The 23,042-nt window shown below is 69.2% G+C and carries 19 protein-coding genes and 1 pseudogene; 11 read left to right on the plus strand and 9 right to left on the minus strand.

Annotation, left to right across the window (positions count from 1 at the left end):
- Positions 1–406 precede the first annotated feature (406 nt).
- Genes AC5FRV_RS18795 through AC5FRV_RS18810 form a run of 4 tightly spaced genes read left to right on the plus strand, consistent with a single transcriptional unit; the run spans position 407 to position 6,958 of the window.
- Entirely contained in the window at positions 407–3,262 is a 2,856-nt protein-coding gene (locus AC5FRV_RS18795; protein WP_493562624.1) for a transglutaminase TgpA family protein, read from the plus strand.
- A complete protein-coding gene (locus AC5FRV_RS18800) occupies positions 3,262–3,897 on the plus strand; it encodes a DUF7269 family protein (RefSeq protein WP_493562625.1) in 636 nt (211 codons plus the stop codon). The genes AC5FRV_RS18795 and AC5FRV_RS18800 overlap by 1 nt, the downstream gene beginning before the upstream one ends.
- The gene (locus AC5FRV_RS18805) at positions 3,894–5,342 is read left to right on the plus strand and encodes a DUF58 domain-containing protein (RefSeq protein ID WP_493562626.1); all 1,449 of its coding nucleotides are present in this window, start codon (positions 3,894–3,896) and stop codon (positions 5,340–5,342) included. The genes AC5FRV_RS18800 and AC5FRV_RS18805 overlap by 4 nt, the downstream gene beginning before the upstream one ends.
- Positions 5,339–6,958, plus strand: coding sequence for a DUF7519 family protein (locus tag AC5FRV_RS18810; protein ID WP_493562627.1), 1,620 nt, complete (start codon positions 5,339–5,341; stop codon positions 6,956–6,958). The genes AC5FRV_RS18805 and AC5FRV_RS18810 overlap by 4 nt, the downstream gene beginning before the upstream one ends.
- Before the next feature lie 21 nt (positions 6,959–6,979).
- On the opposite strand, the gene AC5FRV_RS18815 is transcribed toward AC5FRV_RS18810, so the two are convergent.
- The 3 genes from AC5FRV_RS18815 to AC5FRV_RS18825 are packed head-to-tail and all read right to left on the minus strand — an operon-like array spanning position 6,980 to position 8,674.
- The gene (locus tag AC5FRV_RS18815) at positions 6,980–7,933 is read right to left on the minus strand and encodes an AAA family ATPase (protein WP_493562628.1); all 954 of its coding nucleotides are present in this window, start codon (positions 7,931–7,933) and stop codon (positions 6,980–6,982) included.
- 36 nt (positions 7,934–7,969) lie between these two features.
- Positions 7,970–8,308, minus strand: coding sequence for a type II toxin-antitoxin system PemK/MazF family toxin (locus tag AC5FRV_RS18820; RefSeq protein WP_493562629.1), 339 nt, complete (start codon positions 8,306–8,308; stop codon positions 7,970–7,972).
- Positions 8,309–8,674 carry a MarR family transcriptional regulator gene (locus tag AC5FRV_RS18825; protein WP_493562630.1) on the minus strand — a complete coding sequence of 122 codons (366 nt, stop codon included), beginning with the start codon at positions 8,672–8,674 and terminating at the stop codon, positions 8,309–8,311. It abuts the gene before it with no gap.
- 101 nt (positions 8,675–8,775) lie between these two features.
- On the opposite strand from AC5FRV_RS18825, the pseudogene AC5FRV_RS18830 reads away from it, so the two are divergent.
- The 4 genes and pseudogenes from AC5FRV_RS18830 to AC5FRV_RS18845 all read left to right on the plus strand — a co-directional run.
- Positions 8,776–8,994, plus strand: a pseudogene (locus tag AC5FRV_RS18830) (VOC family protein); the annotation flags it as partial.
- 209 nt (positions 8,995–9,203) lie between these two features.
- Positions 9,204–10,637: a cytochrome P450 gene (locus AC5FRV_RS18835; protein WP_493562631.1), complete on the plus strand. Its 1,434-nt coding sequence runs from the start codon at positions 9,204–9,206 to the stop codon at positions 10,635–10,637.
- 122 nt (positions 10,638–10,759) lie between these two features.
- Positions 10,760–11,266: a hypothetical protein gene (locus tag AC5FRV_RS18840; RefSeq protein ID WP_493562632.1), complete on the plus strand. Its 507-nt coding sequence runs from the start codon at positions 10,760–10,762 to the stop codon at positions 11,264–11,266.
- A 90-nt stretch (positions 11,267–11,356) separates the two neighbouring features.
- Positions 11,357–12,469: a pyridoxal-phosphate-dependent aminotransferase family protein gene (locus AC5FRV_RS18845; protein WP_493562633.1), complete on the plus strand. Its 1,113-nt coding sequence runs from the start codon at positions 11,357–11,359 to the stop codon at positions 12,467–12,469.
- A gap of 82 nt (positions 12,470–12,551) precedes the next feature.
- Here AC5FRV_RS18845 and AC5FRV_RS18850 read toward each other — a convergent pair whose 3' ends face one another.
- Both AC5FRV_RS18850 and AC5FRV_RS18855 read right to left on the minus strand, forming a co-directional pair.
- A complete protein-coding gene (locus AC5FRV_RS18850) occupies positions 12,552–13,031 on the minus strand; it encodes a hypothetical protein (protein WP_493562634.1) in 480 nt (159 codons plus the stop codon).
- A gap of 122 nt (positions 13,032–13,153) precedes the next feature.
- Positions 13,154–13,612 (minus strand): hypothetical protein, encoded by a 459-nt coding sequence (locus AC5FRV_RS18855; RefSeq protein WP_493562635.1) that lies wholly within the window; start codon positions 13,610–13,612, stop codon positions 13,154–13,156.
- A 152-nt stretch (positions 13,613–13,764) separates the two neighbouring features.
- On the opposite strand from AC5FRV_RS18855, the gene ligA reads away from it, so the two are divergent.
- Positions 13,765–15,939, plus strand: coding sequence for an NAD-dependent DNA ligase LigA (gene ligA / locus AC5FRV_RS18860; protein ID WP_493562636.1), 2,175 nt, complete (start codon positions 13,765–13,767; stop codon positions 15,937–15,939).
- Between the two features lie 660 nt (positions 15,940–16,599).
- Here ligA and AC5FRV_RS18865 read toward each other — a convergent pair.
- The 3 genes from AC5FRV_RS18865 to AC5FRV_RS18875 all read right to left on the minus strand — a co-directional run bounded on the left by AC5FRV_RS18865 (position 16,600) and on the right by AC5FRV_RS18875 (position 19,046).
- Positions 16,600–17,568, minus strand: a complete 969-nt coding sequence (locus AC5FRV_RS18865; RefSeq protein ID WP_493562637.1) for an ABC transporter permease — start codon at positions 17,566–17,568, stop codon at positions 16,600–16,602.
- Positions 17,565–18,521 (minus strand): ABC transporter ATP-binding protein, encoded by a 957-nt coding sequence (locus AC5FRV_RS18870; RefSeq protein ID WP_493562638.1) that lies wholly within the window; start codon positions 18,519–18,521, stop codon positions 17,565–17,567. The genes AC5FRV_RS18865 and AC5FRV_RS18870 overlap by 4 nt, the downstream gene beginning before the upstream one ends.
- A 264-nt stretch (positions 18,522–18,785) precedes the next feature.
- A complete protein-coding gene (locus AC5FRV_RS18875; protein WP_493562639.1) occupies positions 18,786–19,046 on the minus strand; it encodes a DUF7967 family protein in 261 nt (86 codons plus the stop codon).
- 251 nt (positions 19,047–19,297) lie between these two features.
- Between AC5FRV_RS18875 and AC5FRV_RS18880 the strand changes: the two genes are divergently transcribed.
- Both AC5FRV_RS18880 and AC5FRV_RS18885 read left to right on the plus strand, forming a co-directional pair.
- Entirely contained in the window at positions 19,298–19,927 is a 630-nt protein-coding gene (locus AC5FRV_RS18880) for a hypothetical protein (protein ID WP_493562640.1), read from the plus strand.
- Between the two features lie 342 nt (positions 19,928–20,269).
- A complete protein-coding gene (locus AC5FRV_RS18885) occupies positions 20,270–22,006 on the plus strand; it encodes an excinuclease ABC subunit C (RefSeq protein WP_493562641.1) in 1,737 nt (578 codons plus the stop codon).
- A 437-nt stretch (positions 22,007–22,443) separates the two neighbouring features.
- Here the strand turns inward: AC5FRV_RS18885 and AC5FRV_RS18890 are convergent, their stop codons facing one another.
- Positions 22,444–22,977 (minus strand): DUF7344 domain-containing protein, encoded by a 534-nt coding sequence (locus AC5FRV_RS18890; protein WP_493562642.1) that lies wholly within the window; start codon positions 22,975–22,977, stop codon positions 22,444–22,446.
- Positions 22,978–23,042: the final 65 nt, after the last annotated feature.

The following is a 23,042-nucleotide window of genomic DNA, read 5'->3' on the forward strand; positions in this document are numbered from 1 at the left end:
CACAGATCAGCCATGATACCACCTGAAACATCAGTATCCGGCGGATTTAGTCAGCAAGTCGTCGACCGGGATCGTGCAAGTCGTCTCTGGCACGATCACCGGCCGACAGCTCGTCTGCCACCAGTGTTGACAGAGAAAATTTGTATATGTGAATCTGATATTATTGCCCCGTAGCACCGCTACAGCTCGGCCCGCGGTTCGGACCCGTCGACGGAATCCGTCGTCGTCCGGACGACTGCTGGCGTGGCCCCGGCGGGTCTCGGCCCCACCGTCGCCGCGTCCTCGGCCCCGAACCGGTCACTCACAGACGGCTACATTTATTGCCTGCCGAGAACCAAACGAACTATCACGAGTGCAGTCCCCCAACGCCTTCCGTGCGGTCCGTCGATTATCATCATCCTGAGGCATGTCTACTGACGATTCTCCGTTTCCCGACCTCGACGGCTCGCGCGACTACTCGCGAGTGCTGCTCGTCCTGGTCTCGCTGCTCGCCGTGCTGGTCGCCGCCTCGGCCCTCCCAGTGCTCGCACCGGCGGGCACCCAGAGCCCGGTCGAGTCCATCGTCCCGATTCCCGCCGGCTCCTCCGGCGGGGGCGGCGTCTCGACGGCCGGCCCCGGCGGCGGCAGCATGGGCGCGTTGAGTCCCGGCCAGCAAACGAACGTCGGCGGGTCGCTCGGCGGCCAGAACGCACTGCAGTCCCAGAACGCCGAGATACACTTCGTCGTCCGGAGCACCGACCCAGCCTACTGGCGCACCGGCGTCTACGGCAACTATACGGGCACCGGATGGAAGCAGGACGGGGAGACCCGACCGTACAACGGGTCCATCGAGACGCGCGGCCCGGACGGCCGCGAGGTGACCTACGAGGTGGAGCTCAACCGCACTGCGAGGTCGCTCCCGACCGTCTGGCGCCCGGAGACAGTCTCGCGGGAGAACCTGCTGGTCACCGACGGCGGCGCCGTCCAGGCCGAGGCGGCGCTCGGCCCCGGGACGACCTATCGTGGCGTGAGCGACCGGCCGCCGTCGGACGAGAACCTGCTCCGGACCGCCGGCACGGACTACCCCACCGAGATCGAGGAGCGGTACACCCAGTTGCCGGCCAGCACCGAGGGACGCCTCGGGGCGAAGACGAGTCAGATAACAGACGGCGCCTCGACGCCCTACGAACGGGCCACCCGGATCGAGGCCTGGCTAGAGTCGAACAAGGAGTACACGCTGAACGTGAGCCGACCACCCGACGACGACGTCGCCAGCGAGTTCGTCTTCGAGATGGACGCGGGCTACTGCGAGTACTTCGCCACCTCGATGGTGACGATGCTGCGGAGCCAGGACGTCCCGGCCCGCTACGTCGTCGGCTACTCCACCGGCCAGCCCGTCGGCGAGAACACCTACACCGTCCGCGGGATGAACGCCCACGCCTGGGTCGAGGTGTACTTCCCCGACGTCGGCTGGGTGCAGTTCGACCCGACGCCGGCGAGCGACCGTCTCCAGCAGGAGCAAGAATCCCTGGAGAACCAGACCGGCGAGTCATTCGAGACGCCGTCGCCCGAAACGACCCCCACGCCCGGCGCGACGCCGACGCCCAACGAGACCGACGGGCGCGCCGGCACAGAGACGGCGGACGGCTCGGCGTCCACCACGCCGACCGGGACGCCAACTGACACGCCCACGCCGACCGGGAGCACCGACGGCGAAGGTGACGAGACGGGCCCCGGCAGCGGCGAGGGCGAGGGAGGGGGCGGCGGGACTGACGACCGACAGCGCGACGCCGGCGAGTACACCGTCGCGCTCAACCGCTCGGCCGCGCCCGGCGCGACGGTGGAGGTCACGGTGACGCGAGACGGACAGGTCGTCCCCGACGCGACCGTCCTGTTCAACGGCGACTCCGTCGGCGAGACCGGACCAGCGGGCACCGTCGTCGGCGAGGTTCCCTACGCCGAGCAGTTGAACGTCTCCGTCGTCGACGGCCGCAACGCCGGGCTCGTCGCACCCATCGTCCCCCAGGGCGAGGACGGACGCCTCTTCGCCGTCGACGGCCCGCAGGCCAACTCCTCGACGACGTTCACCCTGTCGACGAACGCGACGGTGACGGTGACCGGCGACGCCGTCACCGGCAACACGGTGACCGTGACGGCGTTCGTCGACGACGTCCCCGTCCGTGACGCCCCGATCACTCTCGACGGCGAGGAAGTCGCCCGGACTGACCGGGACGGCCGGGCGGACGTGCGGCTCCCGACCGAACCCGGGAACGTGACGCTGGCCGTCGAACGCGGCTCCGTCACCGGCGAGACGACGCTCGACCTGGCGCGGCTGAACGTCACCACGGAGCCGACAGCCCCGCTCGCGCTGCCCTTTACCGGCGTCGCGGTCGACGCGACCGTGGACGGCGACCCGGCGCCCGGCGCCAACGTCACCGTCGACGGCGAGCGGGTCGCGACCACCGGCGTCGACGGCACGGCGACGGCGACGCTTCCCTTCGCGTCCGGGGCCACCGTCGAAGTCGCGAAGTACGGCCAGCGCCGCGGGACGACCTACGACGGCCTCTTCCTGAATCTCGGGCTGGTCGGCCTGGCAGCCGGCGTCCTCGTCGGCGGCGTCGTCCTCGGGGCGGGCCGCTACGGCGTCGACGCCGCCCGCGGTCGCCACTGGGTCTGGCTCGCCGGCCAGTGGGTCGTCGGAGCGGTCGTCGCCGTCGGAGACGCCGCCGACACCGCGCTCACCCGACTCGCGGTGCGGGCGCGCCTGACCGTCGAACACCTCCGGGCGCTGGTCGAGGGCCGGCGCGACGTCGCGGACCTGCTCGACGCGTTCCGGGCGTGGCTCCGCGAGCGGGTCGCGGAAGCACGGACTCCAGTCGAAGATCTGGGCGTCGCCGGCGTCGTCTCGAACGGCGACGACGACGGGTACGCCGGAGACGCCCACGCGACGATCCGGGAATCGTGGGGCCGCTTCCTCGACGCCGTCTCCATCCGGCGACCGCACACCCGGACACCGGGCGAGATAGCCGCCCACGCCGTCGCCGTCGACGGCCTCCCCGAGACCGAGGTCGAACGGCTCCGGGACGCGTTCCGGGCCGTGGAGTACGGCCAGCGCGACCCGGACGAGCGGGCACCCGGCGTCGAATCGGCGGCCGAGGCCATCGAGGCCGCGGTCGAGGCTGCCGACGCCGCGGCGGCGAACGACGCGGGCGACGCCGACGACGCGTCGGACCGCGACGCCGAGGCGGATCCCGGCGGAACCGACGCGGGGGTGGCCGACTGATGCGACCGCGGATCCTCCTCTTCGGCGCCCTCGGCACGCTGGTGACGGTGCTGGCGGCCGTCGCGGTGTTCGCCTCCGGCGTCGTCGAGGCCATCGGGCCGCTCGCCGGCCTCGCGAGTGCGCTGGGGGAGGTCGACCGGCGACACCTGCTGCTCGCGGCGAGCGCCGTCGTCGGGCTGTTCGTGTCGGCGGTGAGCTGGCGAGCGACCGCGGCGGGCGGCGGCGAGGCCGACGCCTTCGACGCTGCGACCGCCGGCCCGCCGGAGTCGGTCACGAGCGCGCGCCAGCACCTGACGGCGGCGGGAATCGAACGAGATATCGACGCCGCCGTCCGGGGGAACGACGGTGCGACCCGGCACGTCCGCGACCGCCTCAGAGAGACGGTGACGGGCGCCTACGCACGCGCCACGGGGTGTTCGGTGGCCGAGGCGCGCACCGCCGTCCGGAACGGCGAGTGGACCGACGACCGGACCGCGGCGGCGACGCTCGCCGACGACGACGGGCCGACTCACTCACTGTGGTCGCGACTGCGCCTCTGGCTCGACCCGGAGGGCGAGCGCCAGCGGCGGTTCGATGGGACCGTGCGTGCCGCCGGTCGACTGGCCGGCGACGACCCGGTAGGGGGTGAGTCATGAGCGAGCGCGTCGGCCGCTGGGGCGTCGCGCTCGTCGGCGCGCTGACGCTCGTGAGCGTCGGGCTGCTCGCCGCCGAACCGTTCCTGCTCGCGGCGACGGCCGTCCCGCTCGCCTACGTCCTCTACGGCGCCGTCGCGCGCGTCCCGCCGGGCGCCAGCCTCCGCGCCGAGCGGACCGTCGAGACGGACAACCCGACGCCGGGGGAGGCCGTCGACGTCGCGCTCACGGTGACGAACGACGGCGACGCGGCGCTGACGGACGTCCGGATCGTCGACGGCGTCCCCGGCGAACTCACCGTCGTCGACGGGTCGCCGCGGGCCTGCGAGTCGCTCCGACCCGGCGACTCCGTCACCGTTCGGTACTCGCTGCTGGCCAAGCGCGGCACCTTCGCCTTCGACGACCCGGTCGCCCGGGTGCGCCCGCTGGCGGCGACGGCCGTCGCCACCGCGACGCTCGACGCCGAGGGCGACGCCTCGGTCACCTGCGCAAACGTCGTCTCCGAGGTCCCCCTCGCGGACGCGACGCTGCCGCGGGCCGGGACGCTCCCCACCGACAGCGGCGGGAGCGGCCTGGAGTTCCACGCGACGCGCAACTACCAGTCCGGCGACCCCGTCTCCCGCATCGACTGGCGCCGGTTCGCCAAGACGAACGAGCTCACGACTGTCCAGTACCGTGAAGAACAGGCGGTCCGGACGGTGCTGGTGGTCGACGCCCGCACCGTCACGCGTGTCACCCCCGACGCCGGCTACCCGACGGGGGCGGAACTTGGCGCCTACGCCGCCGAACGGCTCTTCGACGCGCTGGGCCGGACGAGCGTCGTCGCCAGCGTCGTCGCCGTGGGCCTCGACGCCGACGACGTCGTCGGCGGCCTCGACCCCGACGACCTGGTCTGGGTCGACCCCGGCGGCGACGGCGGCACGGCCGCGCGGGTGTCGCAGGTGTTCGACGGGATACAGGCGGCTGTAGCGAACGACGTGAGTGACGCCGCCGGACGAGCGAGCGGGGAGCGTGAGCGACCCGCGAGCCGCAGGGACGCCGACGTAGCCACCGACGAACCCCCGAACACCGACGCGCCGCCGTCCCCGGAGACCGACGACGAGACGGTTCCCGCTGCGGACGGCGGCGAGACGCCACACGTCGACGACGCGGCCCGACGACTGCTGGCGCGCCTGCCGCCGACGGCCCAGGTCGTCCTCTTCTCGCCGTTCGTCGACGACTGGCCGGTGACGTTGACCCAGAGCCTGGCGGCGCGGGGCTACCCGACGACGGTAGTGAGCCCCGACGTCACGCGCGGCGACGGGCTGGGCCAGTCCGTCGTCGGGCTGGAGCGCGACCTGCGCGTCCAGTCGGTCGAACTGGCCGGCGCGACGTGCATCGACTGGAACCTGGACGAGCCGATCGACATCGCCCTGCGAGCGTCGCTCGCGGACCTCTTCAAAGCATGACCGGACACGACGCCGTCGACGACCCGGAGCCGACCCGCACGAGCACGCTCGTCGTCGTCCTCGCGAGCGTCGTCACCGCCGCGGCGCTCGTCCGCGCCGCGGACGTCGTCTGGCCGGCCCTCCTCGGCGCGATGGGCGCCGTCACGCTCGCCGGGGTCGTCTGGGCGTCGGGGTGGGAGCGCCACGAGGCCGCCGGCAGTGTGCTTGCCAGCGTGCTGGTCCTCCCGGTCGGCGTCGGCATCGTGGCCGCGACCGCCGGGACGGTGCTAGTGCTGGCCGGCGGACTCTTTCCGGTCCCGTCTGCCGCCGACGTGCCTGGGACGGTCATCGCGCTCACCGCGCGGGCGGCGGTCGTCACCGGCGCCGTCGCGGCCGTCTTCGGCGCGACGACCGCGACGCGGGGCGTCCTCGACGCCGACACGCTCGAAGACGCGACGACGACGGCGGTCCGCACCGCCGTCGTCCCGTTCTGTCTCGCCATACTGCTCGCCGGCAGCGCCGCACTGCAGTTCCTCGAATCGAACGCCGCCGGTCCGGGGATACAGACCGTCGTCGGCGACGTCCTCCGGGGGATCACGAGCCTGTTCTTCCAGCCCGACCCGCTCGGACCGCACCTGCCCACGTTCGCGGTGATGGCCGGCGCCGCCCTGCTGGCCGCCCACCGGGGAGTCCACGCGCTACCGATCACCGAGCTCCTCCCCGAGAACGAGACCGGAGACGACTACCGCGAACGCATCGAGGCGGGACAGCGACGACTGTTCTGGGCGGGCCTCGTCGTCGTCGCAGCGGTCCCGATCGCCGCCATCGTCCACCTCGCCGTCCCGCCCCGCCAGCTGCGGGCCGCGCTCGGGTCGGGACTGTACGACGTGGTACTCGCCGTCACCGCCAACCCCGCGCTCCGCTCGCTGGCCTGGTGGCTGATCCTCTGCGGCGTCGCCGTCGCCGCCGTCGTCTGGCTGCTGCGGCGCCTCGTCCAGAGCTCCCCCGACCGCATCGGGAGCGTCCTCGCCCCCTTCGCCGGCGGCGTGGCCGTCGTCGCGCTGGCGTTCGCCGTCTCCGACGACGTGCTCTTCGAGGCCGTCGCGTGGGTGGCCGGGCAACTCCCCGGACAGTTCTCGACCCAGTTCATGGACGCCGTCACTCCCGTGATCAACGTGTACGGCTTCACGACCATCGGCGTCGCCGCCGCGGCAGCGCTGCTCTTCCTGACGACGGTGGCCGTGAGCGCGCTCTGGGCCGTCCTCGCCACGGGCTACGTCGAGGGACGGACGGCCGGCGTCACCATCGCCAGCCTGGCGCTGTTCAACACCGCCGCCTTCGCCGGCGTCCTCGACGTCTCGAACGTCCTCGTCCTCGGCGCCCTGGTCGGGGCCGTCCTCGTCTGGGACGCCGGCGAGTTCGGCGTGACGCTGGGCCAGGAAGTCGGCCGCCTGGCGAACACCCGCCGCGCCGAACTCGTCCACGCGACCGGGACCCTCGCCGTCGGCGGCGTCGGCGCCGGCGTCGCGCTGCTCATCGGCGGTGTCGGTGCCGTCGACGCCAGCACCGGGCCCGTGGCGCTCGGCCTCGTCGCCGTCCTCGGCGGCCTGCTGTTGCTGGTCGTGGCGCTCAGATAATCGAGGACCGGGAGAAGACGTTTACTGTGCGACGGCGGGCACTTCGACCTCGCTCACGACGTCTTCGACCACGTCGTGGCGCTCGACGCCGCGGACGCTCGCGTCGGCCGTGAGCACCAGTCGGTGAGCGAACACGTCCGCGACCACGGCCTTGACGTCGTCCGGGACGACGTAGTCGCGGCTCTCGATGACGGCGCGGGCGCGCGCGGCCTCGAAGAGGCGCTGGATGCCGCGCGGTGAGACGCCGACGTCGACGCGGTCGTCCTCGCGGGTCGCCCGCCCCAGTTCGACGACGTAGTCCCGGATCTTGCCGTCCACAGTCACCGACTCGGCGACGCGCTGGAGGTCGGGGATCTGCTCGCCGTCGACGATGGCGGTGACGCTCGGGGCCTGGGCCGTGCGGTCGGCGCGCCGGTCGATGAGTTTCCGCTCGCCCTCAAACTCGGGGTAGCCCATGGCGGTCTTGACGACGAAGCGGTCGCGCTGGGCCTCCGGGAGGCCGAAGGTTCCCTCCTGCTCGACGGGGTTCTGCGTCGCGATGACGAAGAACGGGTCGGGGAGGGCGTGGGTCTGGCCGTCGACGGTGACCTGGCCCTCGCCCATCGCTTCGAGCAGGGCGGCCTGGGTCTTCGGCGGCGCCCGGTTGATCTCGTCGGCCAGGACGACGTGGGAGAAGATGGGACCGGGCTGGAACTCGAAGGTGCCAGCGCCCTCGTTGTAGACGTTCGAGCCGGTGATGTCCGCCGGCAGCAGGTCGGGCGTGAACTGGATCCGCCGGAAGGACAGGTCGAGCGCGTTCGCGAAGGAGCGTGCGGTCAGGGTCTTCCCGGTACCGGGGACGTCCTCCAGCAGGACGTGCCCGCGGGCGAGGACGCCCGTCAGCACCGCTTCCAGAAAGGCGTCGTCGGCGATGACGGCGCTGCCCACCGCGTCGAGAATCTCGGCGCAGCGGACGGCGGCGGTCTCGTGGTCCATACTGGTGCCCCGTCGTCGGGGAAAATAAGTGTGGCTTCACCGGGTCGGCGATTCGGGAGTGTACGAGTGCAACGCACTCGCGACGCGCTCTATCAACGGCTCGTGAAGCGAGCCCTGTCGCCTGTCGAACGCGGCGTGTTTCATCGTCGCCACGTACCACGGCGAGACGTACGCCTGCTTGCTCGACCCGCCGCTGGTCCAGGCGTCGTCTGGAACTCGAATAGCTTCCGTGTGGCTCTGTGTTGTCATGGCAACGCCGATGCACTCCTCGGCCGCAAACGGATGCTCGTCCGTACTGAGAAGTAGCCACGGTCGATAGGCCGACGTCTCCTTGTGCGGCGCTGGTCCCCACCAGACCTCATCCCGTTCGGGCATCTACTGACCCTCCAAATCGTCCTCCGCCCCTGGCCCCCACTCTTCCGGGTCTTCGTTCCCCAGCCGCTCGGCCGCGGCCTGTGCTGTGCGGGCTGTCGTCAGCGCTACGTCGACGTCCGCGTCTTCGGCTATCGCCCAGTACTCGCCGCGGTGGCGGACGAGTCCCCGGTCTTCCAGCCTGGAGAGGACGACGCCGACGCTCCCGCGTGGGACCTCCGTCTCGACGCGAATCTCCTTGGGCGTGAACGCCTGGTCGTCGTTGGCACCGAGGAACGCTAACACGCGTTCAGCGTTGGTGGGACCGTCTCCTGTAGCCGTGAGTTCGGCTTCCCGAGCCGTCTCGAACTCCTCGACGTCGATGGGCATCGTAATCACCATAACTACGTAATCAGATGTAATAGAACTGGCGCCGAAGCCGTGGCGACGACCGTCCATCATTCATGATGCTACAGCGCCAATTCCAGAGCATGAACGACTCCGATACCTCGCGCGCTCGCCTCGTCGGCATCAACCACGTCGCGCTGGAAGTCGGCGACGTCGATGACGCCCTGGACTTCTACGGCGAAATCTTCGCGTTCGGGTTGCGCGGCCGAACCGGCTCGGGCGCATTCCTCGATATGGGCGACCAGTTCCTCGCGCTCTCCGAAGTCGACGACCCCGGGGATTCCGACCAGCACCGTCACTTCGGGCTGGTCGTCGACGACGCCGACGCCGTCGAGCGACGGCTCGAAGCACTGGACGTCGAGATGCTGCCCGTCTCGGGCCTGGACTTTCTGGACCCCTGGGGCAGCCGGGAACGAACTCGCCGCCCGGACCTGACACGCAGTAGAGGTTTGTCCCCGGGGCCCCAATCTCCGCGTCGACGCGCCGGGACCCCGCCCCGGGAACACGACTCATGCAAGAACCTACCCACGCCGCCACCGAGCCCCGCACGACGGGCGCGAGCGCGGACGCGACGCCCGACGGGCCGACCGGTCTCCCGTTCGTCGGTAGCGTCCGCCCGTTCGCACGCGACCCGCTCGAGTTCGTCACCAGGACGGCCCGCGAGTACGGGCCCGTCTCGTACTACGAACTCGGGACGTACTCCGTCTACCAGTTGAGCGACCCCGACCTGGTCAGGCACGTCCTCGTCGACCGCAACGAGCGCTACGTCAAGGGCGACCTCTTCGACCGGACGCTGGAACCCGTCCTGGGCCGCGGACTGCTCACCAGCGAGGGGTCGTTCTGGCGCGAGCACCGCCACCGCCTCCAGCCGGCGTTCCACCCGGACCAGATCGCCGACGCCGCGGCGACGATGACGACCTACGCGAGCGACGTCGCGGCCGAGTGGACCGACGGCGAGGCGCGTGACGTCCACGCCGACATGATGCGCCTGACCGTCGAGGTCGTCGCCGACGCGCTGTTCGACGCCGACATCCGCGAATCCGAGGCCGACATCGGACGGGCGCTGACGGTGGTGATGGACGTCGTCTCCGACCGGATGGGCTACCCGGTCGAGGTGCCGTCGTGGCTGCCGACGCGGAACAACCGCCGCTTCCGGCGGGCGGTCGAGACGCTCCGGCGGGTCGCCGACGAGATACTCGCGGACCACGACCGCTCGGCCGACCCGGACGAGGGCGACGTCGTCTCGCTGCTGGTCGACGGCCAGGCCGGCGCAGTCGACGACCACGCCGGTTCGGGTGCGAGTGGGAACGGAGTGACAGGGGTGCACGACGGCGGCCTCCCTCGCGAACAGGCCCGGGACGAGATCGTGACGATACTGCTCGCCGGCCACGAGACGACGGCGCTCGCGCTCACCTACGCGTTCCACGTCCTCGGGCGCTACCCCGACGTCGAACGACGCCTCGGCGAGGAACTCGACGACGTGCTCGGCGGCCGCCCGCCGACGGTCGAGGATCTCGCCGACCTCACGTACACCGAGCGGGTGGTCAAGGAGTCGATGCGCCTCTACCCGCCGGTCTGGGAACTCGTCCGCGAACCAGTGGTGAACGACGTCGTCGGCGGCTACCGGATCCCGGCCGGCGAGACGGTGTCGATGCACCAGTGGGTGCTCCACCGCGACCCCGACCTGTACGACGACCCGCTCGCCTTCCGGCCCGACCGCTGGACCGAGGAGATGGAGGCGTCGCTCCCGCCCTACGCGTACTTCCCCTTCGGCGGCGGCCCGCGGCGCTGCATCGGCGACCGGTTCGCGATGCTCGAAGCCAGGCTGGTGCTCGCGACCATCGCCCAGGAGTGGCGCTTCGAACCGCTCGACGACCTCTCCTTCTCGCCCTCGATCACGCTACGACCCGACGGGCCCGTGGAGATGGTGACCCACCGGCGGTAGGACGCGACAGGCCGATGGATGGAGCGAGAGCGGCCCCTGCCCTCGGCGTGAAGTAGTGTAAAGTGACAACACGAGTGACGATCGGAATTGCTAATTACGGCCCCCGAGTCGTCGAAACGAGGATGGCCACGGATCCCCGCTGTCCGCGCTGTGACGGGAAGGTGAGCGCCAGGGCCGCGTGGTGCATGCACTGCGGTGCGGACTTCGAAGTGCCGGGCGACGCCCGCCGTGTGGCCAGCGGAACGGCCACCGAGGAGGGGACGCTGGCCCGACTCGTCAGGAGTTTCGACCGGAACGACGGGACGCGCCAGGTGCTCTCGATTCTCGTCACGATTCCCGTACTGATCATTCTGGTCACTGTCGGCGTGTTGCGGGGCGGTGTCGGTCTCGCACTCGTAGGAGCCGTCGCGCTCGGCGTGTACTTTCGGCTCTGCGGGAGCGCGAGACGGATCGTCGTCCACGGCGCGTACGGCACCGCGGCGCTGATCGGCTGCATCCACCTCGTCGCTGCTGATCTCGATTCCGCGAACCTGCCCGGTGATCTCCTCCATGGACCGGTGATCCTGACCGTCGCGCTGCTCGTCGCTGCCGGCTGGTGGACCGACCAGCGCGTCTCCCGGCGGGGCTGAGCGAGCGGGCCCGAGCGCTCCATTCCGTGACGGTATCAAAACTACCATACCGTCCCGCCGCAACGGGACCACTACTGAGAGGTGTCCTGCGTGAGCAACAAACGCGAATACAAAGACGACTACCCCGACAAGACGCTGTACATCCCGGGTCCGACCGAGGTACGCGAGGACGTCATCCAGGAGATGGCCCAGCCGATGTTCGGCCACCGCATGGACCGGATGACCGACCTCTACACCACCATCGTCGAGGACACGAAGGAGTTCCTCGACACCGACAACGAGGTCATCATCCTCACCGGGTCGGGGACGGAGTTCTGGGAGGCCTCGACGCTCAACCTCGTCGACGAGAACATCCTCGTGCCGACCTGTGGGAGCTTCAGCGAGCGCCACGCCAACGTCGCCGAACGCCTCGGGAAGGACGTCGACCGTCTCGAGTACGAGTGGGGCCAGGCGATCAAGCCCGATGACATCCGCGAGACGCTCGAAACGAGCGACAAACACTACGACGTCGTCGCGACTGTGATGAACGAATCCTCGACCGGCGTCCGGAATCCCATCGAGGAGATCGGCGACGTCGTGGCCGAGTACCCGGACACGTACTTCGTCGTCGACGCCGTCTCCGCGCTGGGCGGGGACTACGTCGACATCGACGAACACTCGATCGACGTCATCTTCACGTCCACGCAGAAGGCCTTCGCGATGCCGCCCGGACTCGCCGTCTGCGTCGTCAGCCAGGACGCCTACGACCGCGAGGTCGAGAAAGAGACCTCCTCCTGGTACGGCGGCTTCCGCCGCTGTCTGGACTACTACGACCGGAAGGGCCAGACGCACTCGACGCCGGCCATCCCGGTCATGCTGGCCTACCGCAAGCAGATGAAGCACATGCTCACAGAAGGTCACCTGGGGCGGGACCGACGCCACGAGGAGATGGCCGAGTACGTCCGTGACTGGGCCGACGAGCACTTCGCGATGTTTCCCGAGGCGGGCTACGAGTCCCAGACGGTCGCGTGCATCGAGAACACGCAGGACATCGACGTCGCCGGGACCATCGAGACCGTCAGCGAGGAGTACGACATGGTGTTCTCCAACGGCTACGGCTCCCAGCTCGGCGAGCAGACGTTCCGCATCGGTCACATGGGCGAACACGACGTCGAGAGCGTGAAGGCGCTCACCGACGCCATTGAGGACGTCGCCGGGCTGTAGAGACGAATCCTGGGGATTTCAGACGCTTTCTCCGTTACGCGCCTCGATCGGACGGCGACAGCCATCGTCGCGGCAGAGGTGGTTACGCATCAGTCCTCGAACCACGGGTCGCGATACGCAGGTGCCAGACGCCGCCAGCGACGAAAGCGAAGAACCCCACGACGGTCAAGACGGCCCAGGCACCGAAGAGCGGCCCGATCGCACGGTACGCGAGGGCATTGAGCTCCGATCTGTACGGCGTAACGAAGACGAAACCGGTCGAGAGGAGCGGGAAGAGCGAAGCCAGTCCGCCGGCGAGGGCACCGGCTTCGAGCAACCGCCGTGACCAGCCTGTCGGATCAGACCGACGAAGCGAAAGGGCGAGCAGTATCGCCTCGCCGAGGGCCACGAGACTGGTCGTCCCGACGACCAACGCCAGCGCCACCGCGAGACCGGCGACGAAGCCACCCCCAGACTGATCGCCCGAGACAGTGACCAGGAGGTAGGCCGCCAACGCCAGACCGAGGACGGCGAAGAACCCGGATAGAGCAGGGACCAGAGGGATTCGGGATCCGAGGCGCATACGATCCACACCGGACGAGCGGAAGAAAAGTGTTCCCAAGACGTCATCAGACCGGAGTTTGTCCTCGTTCGATCGCTCGAACGAGGCCCGTCGAGGACTGCCAGAACACGCCTCCGCAGTCCTCAGCCCGAACCACGAACCTCTGTTATCAACTGGGCTACGACGCCCACGCCGGACGCGGCCAGACCACCAACGACGGTCAGGGCAAGCACCCCCGTGACGAGACCTGGAGTCGGATCGAGGAACTCCGGCACCCGAATCCCGGCCGGGACGAGCGACGTGAGCGGCCACAGGAGAACTACCGACGCGCCGAGCGCGCCGAGGACGGCACCGAGCGAGAGCAAGCGACGGGGCCACACCGCGGGCGTTCCCCATCGCAGCACCGCGGCGAGCGTCCCGGCTTCGGCCAGCGGCGGTAGCGCCAGGAGTAATCCGATCGCGAAGAAGAGGCCGGCGACGCTCGTCCCGCCGTCGTTGGCTGGCTCGTGCGTGACGATGGCGTAGACGACGACAACGAGGGCGACGCCGCCGACGAGGACGCTCCCGGCGGCGACCCGTCGCGGGGTGACGTCGGGGACCATAATTCCGCTTCCGGAGTGTCCGTAAAGTGTTTTCTGTCGCAGCGCCGGGTCTCCGTGGGACGGCCGGCCAACCAGCCGGCGTGGTACGCAACGGCGACGAGCGCGGCCGGAGCGTAGCGGTTTTTATGCGAGGGCGGGCAAGACCAGCCAACATGGCCACCGCCGAGGAACTCGGGGACAACCCGTTCGTCGAGGACCCACCAACCGATTTCACGCCGGTCGAGGAACTGGACGAGGGCGCCGCCCGCGAGCAGGCCGATCAGTTGCGCGAGGCTATCCGGTACCACGACCACCGCTACTACGTCGAGAACGACCCCACTATCGGCGACCGCACCTACGACAAACTGTTCTCCCGGCTGCAGAACCTCGAAGGGACCTTCGGGCTGGACACCGACGGGAGTCCGACCCAGCGCGTCGGCGGGGCGGCGCTGGACGAACTCGGCGAGGTCGATCACGTTGCGCCGATGGGCTCGATCGACCAGAGCGGCGAGGTCGCCGACGTCCGCGAGTTCGACGACCGGGTCCGCCGCGGGCTCGACGCCGACGCCGTGGAGTACTTCTGCGAGCCGAAGTTCGACGGGCTCTCCGTCGAAGTCGTCTACGAGGACGGCGAGTACGTCCGCGCTGCGACACGAGGCGACGGCACGGTCGGCGAGGACGTCACCGAGAACGTCCGCACCATTGGGAGCGTGCCACAGCGCCTGCGCGGCGACTACCCCGACTTCCTCGCAGTCAGGGGAGAGATCTACATGCCACGGGACGCCTTCCAGGCCTACAACCGCGAGCGCGTCGAGGCCGGCGACGACGCCTTCGCCAATCCCCGGAACGCCGCCGCCGGGACGCTGCGACAGCTCGACCCGAAGATAACTGCCGAGCGCCCCCTCTCGGTGTTCTTCTTCGGCGTCCTCGACTCGTCGACCGACTTCGACTCCCACTGGGAGATCCACGAGCGCCTCCCCGAGTGGGGGCTGCGAGTGAACGACCGCATCGAGGTGGTCGACGACGTCGACGCGGCCATCGACTACCGGGACCGGCAACTGGACGCCCGCGACGACCTGGACTACGAGATCGACGGCGTCGTGTTCAAGGTCGACGACAAGGATGCGTGCGAGGAACTGGGGTCCACCTCGCGAGCGCCCCGGTGGGCCTTCGCCTACAAGTTCCCCGCTCGCAAGGAACAGACCACGCTCCGCGACGTCGTCGTGCAGGTGGGCCGGACCGGGCGACTCACTCCGGTCGCGCTGCTCGACCCCGTGGAGGTCGGCGGCGTGACGGTCTCGCGGGCCTCCCTGCACAACCCCGCCCTCATCGAGGACCTGGAAGTCGACGTCGGCGACGAAGTGCGCGTCCAGCGCGCAGGCGACGTCATCCCCGACGTCGCCGAAGTCGTCGAGAAACACAGCGAGGGGGTCGTCGCGTTCCCCGAGGAGTGTCCGGTCTGCGGGAGCCCGGTCGAGCGCGACGGCCCGCTCGCCTTCTGTTCGGGCGGGCTGACCTGCCCCGCCCAGCGCGAGCGCGCCATCGAGCACTACGCCAGCCGCGACGCACTCGATATCGAGGGGCTGGGCGAGAAAATCGTCGAACAGCTCCTCGACGCCGGCCTGGTCGAGAGTCCCGCCGACCTGTACGAACTGACGGTCGACGACCTCGTCGACTTGGAAGGCTGGGGTACGAAGAGCGCACGCAACCTCGTCGCGGAGCTGAACGACGCCCGCGAGCCGCCGCTCGACCGGTTCCTCGTCGCCCTGGGCATCCACGACGTCGGTCCCGTCACCGCGCGGAACCTCGCCCGGGAGTTCGGCTCGTTCGAGGCCATCCGCGCCGCCGCCGAGGGCGAGAACGACGACGAAGATGAACCGAACGGCGACGGGCAGGTGACCCTCGACGCACTCGCCGAACAGAGCGACGACGGCGACGACCCTCGCGGCGACCGCGAGGCGTTCGAGCGCGTCGACGACGTCGGTCCGGAGGTCGCCGACAGCATCGTCGAGTTCTTCCACAGCGAGGGCAACCGCGAGGTGCTCGACGCCCTCGTCGACCACGTCGACCCGCAGGAGGCAGACGTCGAGGCCGGTGGCGACGAACTCGACGGTCTCACCTTCGTGTTCACCGGGTCGCTGGACGACTTCACCCGCAGCGATGCCCAGGAACTAGTCGAACGCCACGGCGGGTCGGCGACCAGCAGCGTCTCCGGCAACACCGACTACCTCGTCATCGGCGACAACCCCGGCCAGAACAAGCGCGACGCCGCCGACGACGAGGGCGTCCCGACGCTCGAAGAAGCCGAGTTCGTGGACCTGCTGGACGAGCGCGGGATAGAGACGTAGGGAATACCTGGGTGGTACGTGACCCTGTCGATGAGTCCTGTTCTGTACAGTATGCGGATGTAACGATCTGACGGATCCGTGAATGGTGGCGCTAGGAGGAACAGAGAGGGCAACAACCCGAAAGCCCTCGGCGTGCTCCGGTCCCGCGGACCGACTGCGCGCGCTCGTTCCTCGCGTGCTTATCGGTCCGGGGTTCCCGGACCCCGCCTCGCCCTTTCAGTCCGCCAGGCACCGCAGCCCTGCCCTTCCCCTGGTCGGCCGACGAGACGGCCTCCCGGCCGACCGCCGGGCGTTGTGGTAAGGAAGCGTGTCGCTCGCCGAACGGCAAGCGACCGGGAAGGAGTGGGGAGTCGATCGCGAGCGCGTTCATCGCGCGAGCGACGCGGAACCTGGTGTCCTGGCGAGCGAAGCGAGCCAGGGCTCAGGAGAGCTTGCTCTCCTGGTGGATGAAAGGGCGAGGGGCGGTCGCGTGGGCTGAGACGGGCCCTATCCGAGCGACGGAGGAGTGAGGATATCCCGCTCAGGGCACGCGAGCGCGCCGAGGGCTTTCGAGTTGGTTGCGTCTGTGATCGCAGCGAGAAGCACGACCCCATCAGCCGCTTAGTGTTTCACGTGTACTGAACGAAGCCCAACTGAAGAAAACCAGATCCAGACGACCGATCAGAGGTCGTACTGGTTGAAGGTGTAGTAGCTGACGGCGGCGGCCAGTCCGATCCACAGCAGGAGGTAGAACAGCGCGGCGCCGTCGGAGAAGTACAGCGGGACGGACTGGGCGCTTTCCTGGCACACCGTCCGATTGCCCATAAATCCAGGGACCTCAGTCGCGTTCCCGGCCAGCACGTCGCTACAGATGGTCGCCTGTTCGGAGTTGTTGCCGCCGCTGAACATACGATACCGCGCCAAGCGCTCGGCGTTACTTCCGTCGCCGAGCATCGAATTCATGATCGTCTTGTACGCCTGCGAGGGGTTCAGTAGCTTCAGGAAGAGGACGGTGGTCCAGTTCGCGGCGCCGGTGACGCCGAGGTACTCCCCCAGACCGTCGCCGATGGAGTTGGCCCAGAGGTTCCAGAAGAAGGTGATGGAGACGAAGAACGTCATGTTCCCGACGATGGAGTAGAGGCTGTTCTCGACGGCGCCGGAGATGCTGACCGCCACGGCCACCATCACCAGCGCGAACACCATCGAGAACAGGGCGAAGGTGACGTACAGGCCGGGCTTGAACGTGAGCCGCGAGGCGATGAGGAAGAGCGCGTTGACGAGGAAGGCCCCGGCCAGCGGGACACCGACGACGCCGCAGCGACCGACCACTTTCCCGATGATGACGTCCCTCCGGGAGTGGGGCAGCGACAGCAGCAGCTTCAGCGACCCGCTGGTTCGCTCCTTGCTGATCGCCGCGTAGCCGGCAAAGATGGCCACCAGCGGCAAGAATAGCGTGACGATGTTGAGGTAGATGAGATTGATGAGCAACTGCAGACCGACTTCCTGGCCGCCCCGTATCCCGACATCCCACCAGAGGGCGGCCCCGGCCGGGATGACGAAGAAGGCCGTGAAGACGAGCGAGAGGACCCAGAGCCCCTTCGAGCGCAGCGCGTCGCGGAACTCCTTCCTGGCGACGACGTCCCAGCTCATGCGTCACCCTCCGCACCGGCGGTCGCCGCACGCGACTGCGGCTGGTCCGTCCCGTCCGTGTAGGCCGCGAACAGCTCTTCGAGGGAGGGCTCGTGGGTATCGAAGTCCTCGACCTCGCCGCCGGCCTCCTCGATGGCGTTGAGGACGTCCATCTTGATGTCGTCCGAGCAGGTGACGACCAGTTCCGACCCGGTTTCGTCGACTGCGGTGACCCCCGACACGTCGCGGACGGCCGAGACGACCGCGTCGGTCCGCTGGTCCACGCTGACGGTGAGCGTCGTCTCCACGTCCGTCGCCTCCTGGAGGTTCTCGATGGAGTCCTCGGCGATTACCTGTCCGTCCTGGATGATCCCGACCCGGTCACAGACCGACTCGACCTGGCCGAGGATGTGCGAGGAGAAGAAGACCGTCGCGCCGCGCTCGTTCTCCTCGCGGACGATCTCGCGCATCATGCGCGCGCCGTTCGGGTCCAGCCCCGAGGACGGCTCGTCGAGGATGAGCAGGTCGGGTTCGCCGACGAGTGCCATCGCGAGCACGAGGCGCTGGGCCATCCCCTTGGAGTAGCCGCCGGCCTTCCGCTGGGCGTCCTCGGGGTCGAGTCCGACCCGGTCCAGTAGTTCCGCCGGGTCGACGTAGGCGTCCTTGGAGTCGATGACGAACTCCAGGTGCTCGCGGCCAGTCAGCCGGTCGTACACGTCGTAGCCCTCCGGCAGGACCCCGGTTCGCTCCCGGATGGCCGTCGATTCCTCGCGCACGTCGTGGCCCAGGACGCGCGCCGTGCCGTTCGTCGGCCGGACGAAGTCGAGCAGGACGTTGATCGTCGTCGACTTCCCGGCCCCGTTCGGGCCGAGGAAGCCGTATATCTCGCCCTCCTCGACGGTGAGGTCGACCCCTTCGAGGGCCGTCACCCCACCGAACTGTTTACGTACTCCGTCGAGTTCGATGGCAGCCATACGCGCCGGTTTATCCCCGCCCACGTATAATCTTTCGTGGATTCGAACGACGAGTGCAACGACCGGATCAGAGTGGAGGTTGTACCTTGATACCGGTGCTCCACGGTACCGACTACGTCGAACACCGACGGACTCGCTCTGCTCGTCCGTCGAGCCCACGCTCGCTCGGCTCGCGTGGACGCCGATAGACTCACTCCGTTCGTCTATCGAGCCCGGCCTCACGCAGTTCGGCCGGACGCCGGTACGGGCTGACAAACACCGCTTTCAGACCTCGTCTCCGGGGTCGTATCGCTCCTTCATCCGCGCTGCCTCGCGGGCGTAGCGCTCCCGGTCCGCGTCGTCCCGCACCGGCTCCAGGTCCTCCTCGGCCACGTCGACGGCGGCCGTGACGGCCTTGTTTCGCAGCATCGCCGACGACCGCTGGCTCGTCTGCTGGCGCTCCCCGTCCGGCGTCGCGTAGACGAGCGTCACCAGTCCCTTCGTCCCGTACTCGCGCTCGACCAGCCAGCATCGCGTCTCGCTCATACGATCAGCCGTTTTGGTGCTAGTAGTCTTGTAGGCTGTGTTCTCTGCAACAGATGTTCGAGACGGAGACCGATCCAACAACAGCGGAAAGCCCACGGTCCCTTTCAGTCCCGCCCGGGGATGATCCACAGAGCGAACCCAGTGTGGAGAGTGCCGGCGTTCGGCCACTACATCCCGAGGCCAGCCCACCAAATATCATATTTCGATATTTCGGGCGAGGATTCAAGCCAGGGCACCGGAATGAGAGGGTAATGGCACGCTGGCGTACGCGCGTGGACGACCTGCTCTACGACGGGGAGGACGTCGACACGGAAGTCGAAGTCGGCGAGGGGGCTGTCGTCGTCACGAGCCACCGCGTGCTAGCGTTCACGCCCGAGAGCGACGGGGCGAACTACGACTACGTCGACCGACCGAACGTCGCCGGCGTCGAGCGGACGGCCCGCGGGACCGTCGCCTACCTCTTCCACGCCGTCAGGGCGCTGCTCGTCGGCGGCGTGCTGCTCGCTGCCGGGCAGCTCGTCAGCCTCGACGACATGGTCGGCGGCGTCGACCTGGGGACGACCGGCGGAGCTGGGATGGGGCTCGGCGGCTTCCTCTCTATGATGCAGACGCTGCTGGACGTCCTGGCGATGCTCGACGAGATAATGACACTCGCCGGGGCCGGCGCGCTACTGCTCGGCGCGGTCCTGCTCGGCGCCTACGCGCTGAGCAGAGAGACGCTGCTCGTCGTCGAGGTGGCCGGCGACGACGACCTCGAACTACCGGCGGGCGAGGACGACTCCGTCGCCGACCAGCTGGACCGGGCTGTTCGTCCCGACGACAGCAGCGAGGATGGGGACGAAGCGCGGGACTCGAACCGGGACCCGGACCCGCTCGCCTGAATCGTGGACGGCGCCAGCCTGCTCGCGTGTCGCTAGCGCTCCCGCTCGCGTTTAGCTGGCCCCTCCCTGCGGTCGGGGACGCCCGCTGCTCGCGGTTCCTTTCAGTCACCGCTCCCACATTCGGCGGCCCCTCCCTCCGGTCGGCGCCGCCCGTCCCTCGGCGCCAGCCTGCTCGCGGGTCGCTAGCGCTCCCCGCTCGTATTTAGCTGGCCCCTCGCTTCGCTCGGGGCCAGCCTGCTCGCGTGTCGCTAGCGCTCCCGCTCGCGTTTAGCTGGCCCCTCCCTGCGGTCGGGCCCAGCCTAACCGTGCCGCTCAAATTCTCCGAGCGCCAACCCCGGGTAGATGGACGTAACCACCCTCCGCGAGCGTGCCGACGAGTTGCCGCGCGAGCCGGGGGTCTACCACTTCCTGGCCGACGACGGCCGCGTGCTCTACGTCGGGAAGGCCGTCGACCTGCGGAGCCGGGTGCGTTCCTACGCCGACCCGCGGTCGGCCCGCATCGGGAAGATGGTGCGCCGCGCCGTCGACGTCGACTTCGCGGTGACGGACACGGAGACGCAGGCGCTCCTGCTGGAGGCGAACTTCATCAAGCGCCACCAGCCGCCGTACAACGTCCGCCTGAAAGACGACAAGTCCTACCCGCTGGTGCAACTCACCGAACATCCCGTCCCGCGCATCGAGGTGACCCGGGACCCCGACGAGGGCGCGACCGTCTACGGCCCGTTCACGAACAAGGGCCGCGTCGACACGGTCGTCAAGGCCCTCCGGGAGACCTACGGCCTGCGCGGCTGTTCGGACCACAAGTACTCGAACCGGGACCGGCCGTGTCTCGACTACGAGATGGACATCTGCACGGCCCCGTGTACCGGCGAGATAAGCCAGGAGGAGTACCTCGGCGACGTCGAGAGCGTCCGGCGGTTCTTCGAGGGGGAGACGGGCGTGCTCGCCGACCCGCTCCGGCGGGCGATGGACGAGGCCGCCCAGGCCACGGAGTTCGAGCGCGCGGCGAACATGCGCGACCGGCTGGCCGCCGTCGAGGCGCTGGGCGGCGACAGCGATTCGGCCGTCAGCGACACCGCCGACGAGCGGAGCGTCGACGTCCTCGGCGCAGTCCGTGAGGGCGAGCGCGCGACCGTTGCCCGCCTCCACTCCGAGGACGGCCAGCTCGTCGAGCGGGACCGCTACCGCCTCGACGCGCCCGAGGGCGACGGCGTCGGCGAGGTGCTCGCCGCCTTCGTACCGCAGTTCTACGCCGAGCGAGACCTCCCCGACGCCATCCTCTGCTCCGAGCACCCCGCCGACGCGGACATCGACGCCTGGCTCGCCGCCGAGAGCGTCGACCTCCGGGTGCCCGGTGCCGGCCGGGAGGCGACGCTCGTCGACCTCGCACTGAAGAACGCCCGGCGCGGCGGCCCCGCCAGGGACGACACGGCCGCTCTCGCGGAGGCGCTGGGGCTCGACGCCGCCGACCGCATCGAGGGATTCGACGTGAGCCACGCCCAGGGGACGGCCGCCGTCGGGTCGAACGTCACCTTCGTCGACGGGAGCCCCGAGAAGTCACACTACCGGCGGAAGAAGCTCACCGACGAGAACGACGACTACGCCAACATGCGCGCGCTCGTCCGCTGGCGCGCCGAGCGCGCCGTCGAGGGCCGCGACGACCGGCCAGACCCCGACCTGCTCCTCATCGACGGGGGCCAGGGTCAGCTCGGCGCCGCCCAGGACGCACTCGCCCTCGTCGGCTGGGACGTCCCGGTCGTCGCGCTGGCGAAGGAAGAAGAGCTGGTGGTCACGCCCGACAGAACCTGTGACTGGGACGACGACGCGCCGCACCTCCACCTGCTCCAGCGCGTGCGCGACGAGGCCCACCGCTTCGCCGTCCAGTACCACCAGACCGTCCGCGACACCGTCGACACCGTCCTCGACGAGGTACCCGGCGTCGGGCCGTCGACGCGCAAGCGCCTTCTCCGGCGGTTCGGCAGCGTCGACAGCGTCCGCGAGGCGTCGCTCGACGAACTGCGGACCGTCGACGGCGTCGGCGACGAGACGGCCACGACTATCGACCGGCACCTGAGTTGAGAGCGTCGCCATCGGCGACGTGCAGGGCGTTCCAGAAACAGGTAACGCGTTCGAAACGGCCTCACGGGTGCGTCTCGGCCAAAAAAGGTCGAACGGGATTCCGTCACCCCTTGGGTGGTGGTGGGTGGTTGATAGGGGGTGTGAGCGCGGTCGGGTCCACGCGGCAAGCGCGTTTCCGCTCTGTGGACCCAGCAGGACAGTAACACGTAAACGGGTTCACTATACACCGCATAAGCGTCACCCCCGTGGCCCGCGACCGGATCCGACAACCGAACCGGCGCAGTCCACCGGTTTTCGATCGGGTTCGGATCCGTACCTGTTTCGAACTGTCGACGTGGACCGGGCCCGGGAACCCGTCGGTTTCGACGGACGTGACCGGCCCTTCGGTGGGCGTCCAGACGGACCGAAAACGCGAGTCAGCGCCGGCCAGTCGAGATTCACCTGGAGCGGAGCCGCCGTGCCGTCGCGACGACGACGAGGGCGTGTATCGTGAGCACGGTCGGAACTCCGTACGACTGGGCGGCGGGGACGACGTACGCCGTTGCACCGAGGACGAGGAGCGTCGCGAGACTCACGAACGCGTAGTACGAGGTGTACTCGTCGTCGCCGTCACCGGTGGCCTCGACCTGGAGATGGCGCTCGACCACCGGAAACGCCGGCCCCGGCCCGACGGTCTTCTCCGCGGAGTCGTACCCGACGACGCCGGCGTCGGCGAGTTTGGGGAGGTGATTCTGGCACAGTGAGATGTAGACGCTGTCCCGAATGTCGTCCGGTGACGTCTCCTCGTCGCTCACGCGCGTCGCGACGTCGGTGGCCAGCTCCTGGACTGTAGTCGATCCGCCGACCGAGGCCAGACACTGGAGACACGACCTGCGACGCTCGTTACCCAGCAGGTCGAACAACCGCTCTTCGCTGAGACCCGCGTCGCCGTGTGACGGCCCCGCCGCCGTCTCGATCCGAGCGCCGTTCATACGATATTCCAGTAGTACTGAATAAAACCTATAGACGGCCTAAGGGTGAATCGTCGGTTCAGTGA

Source organism: Halomicrobium sp. HArcel3, assembly GCF_058933135.1.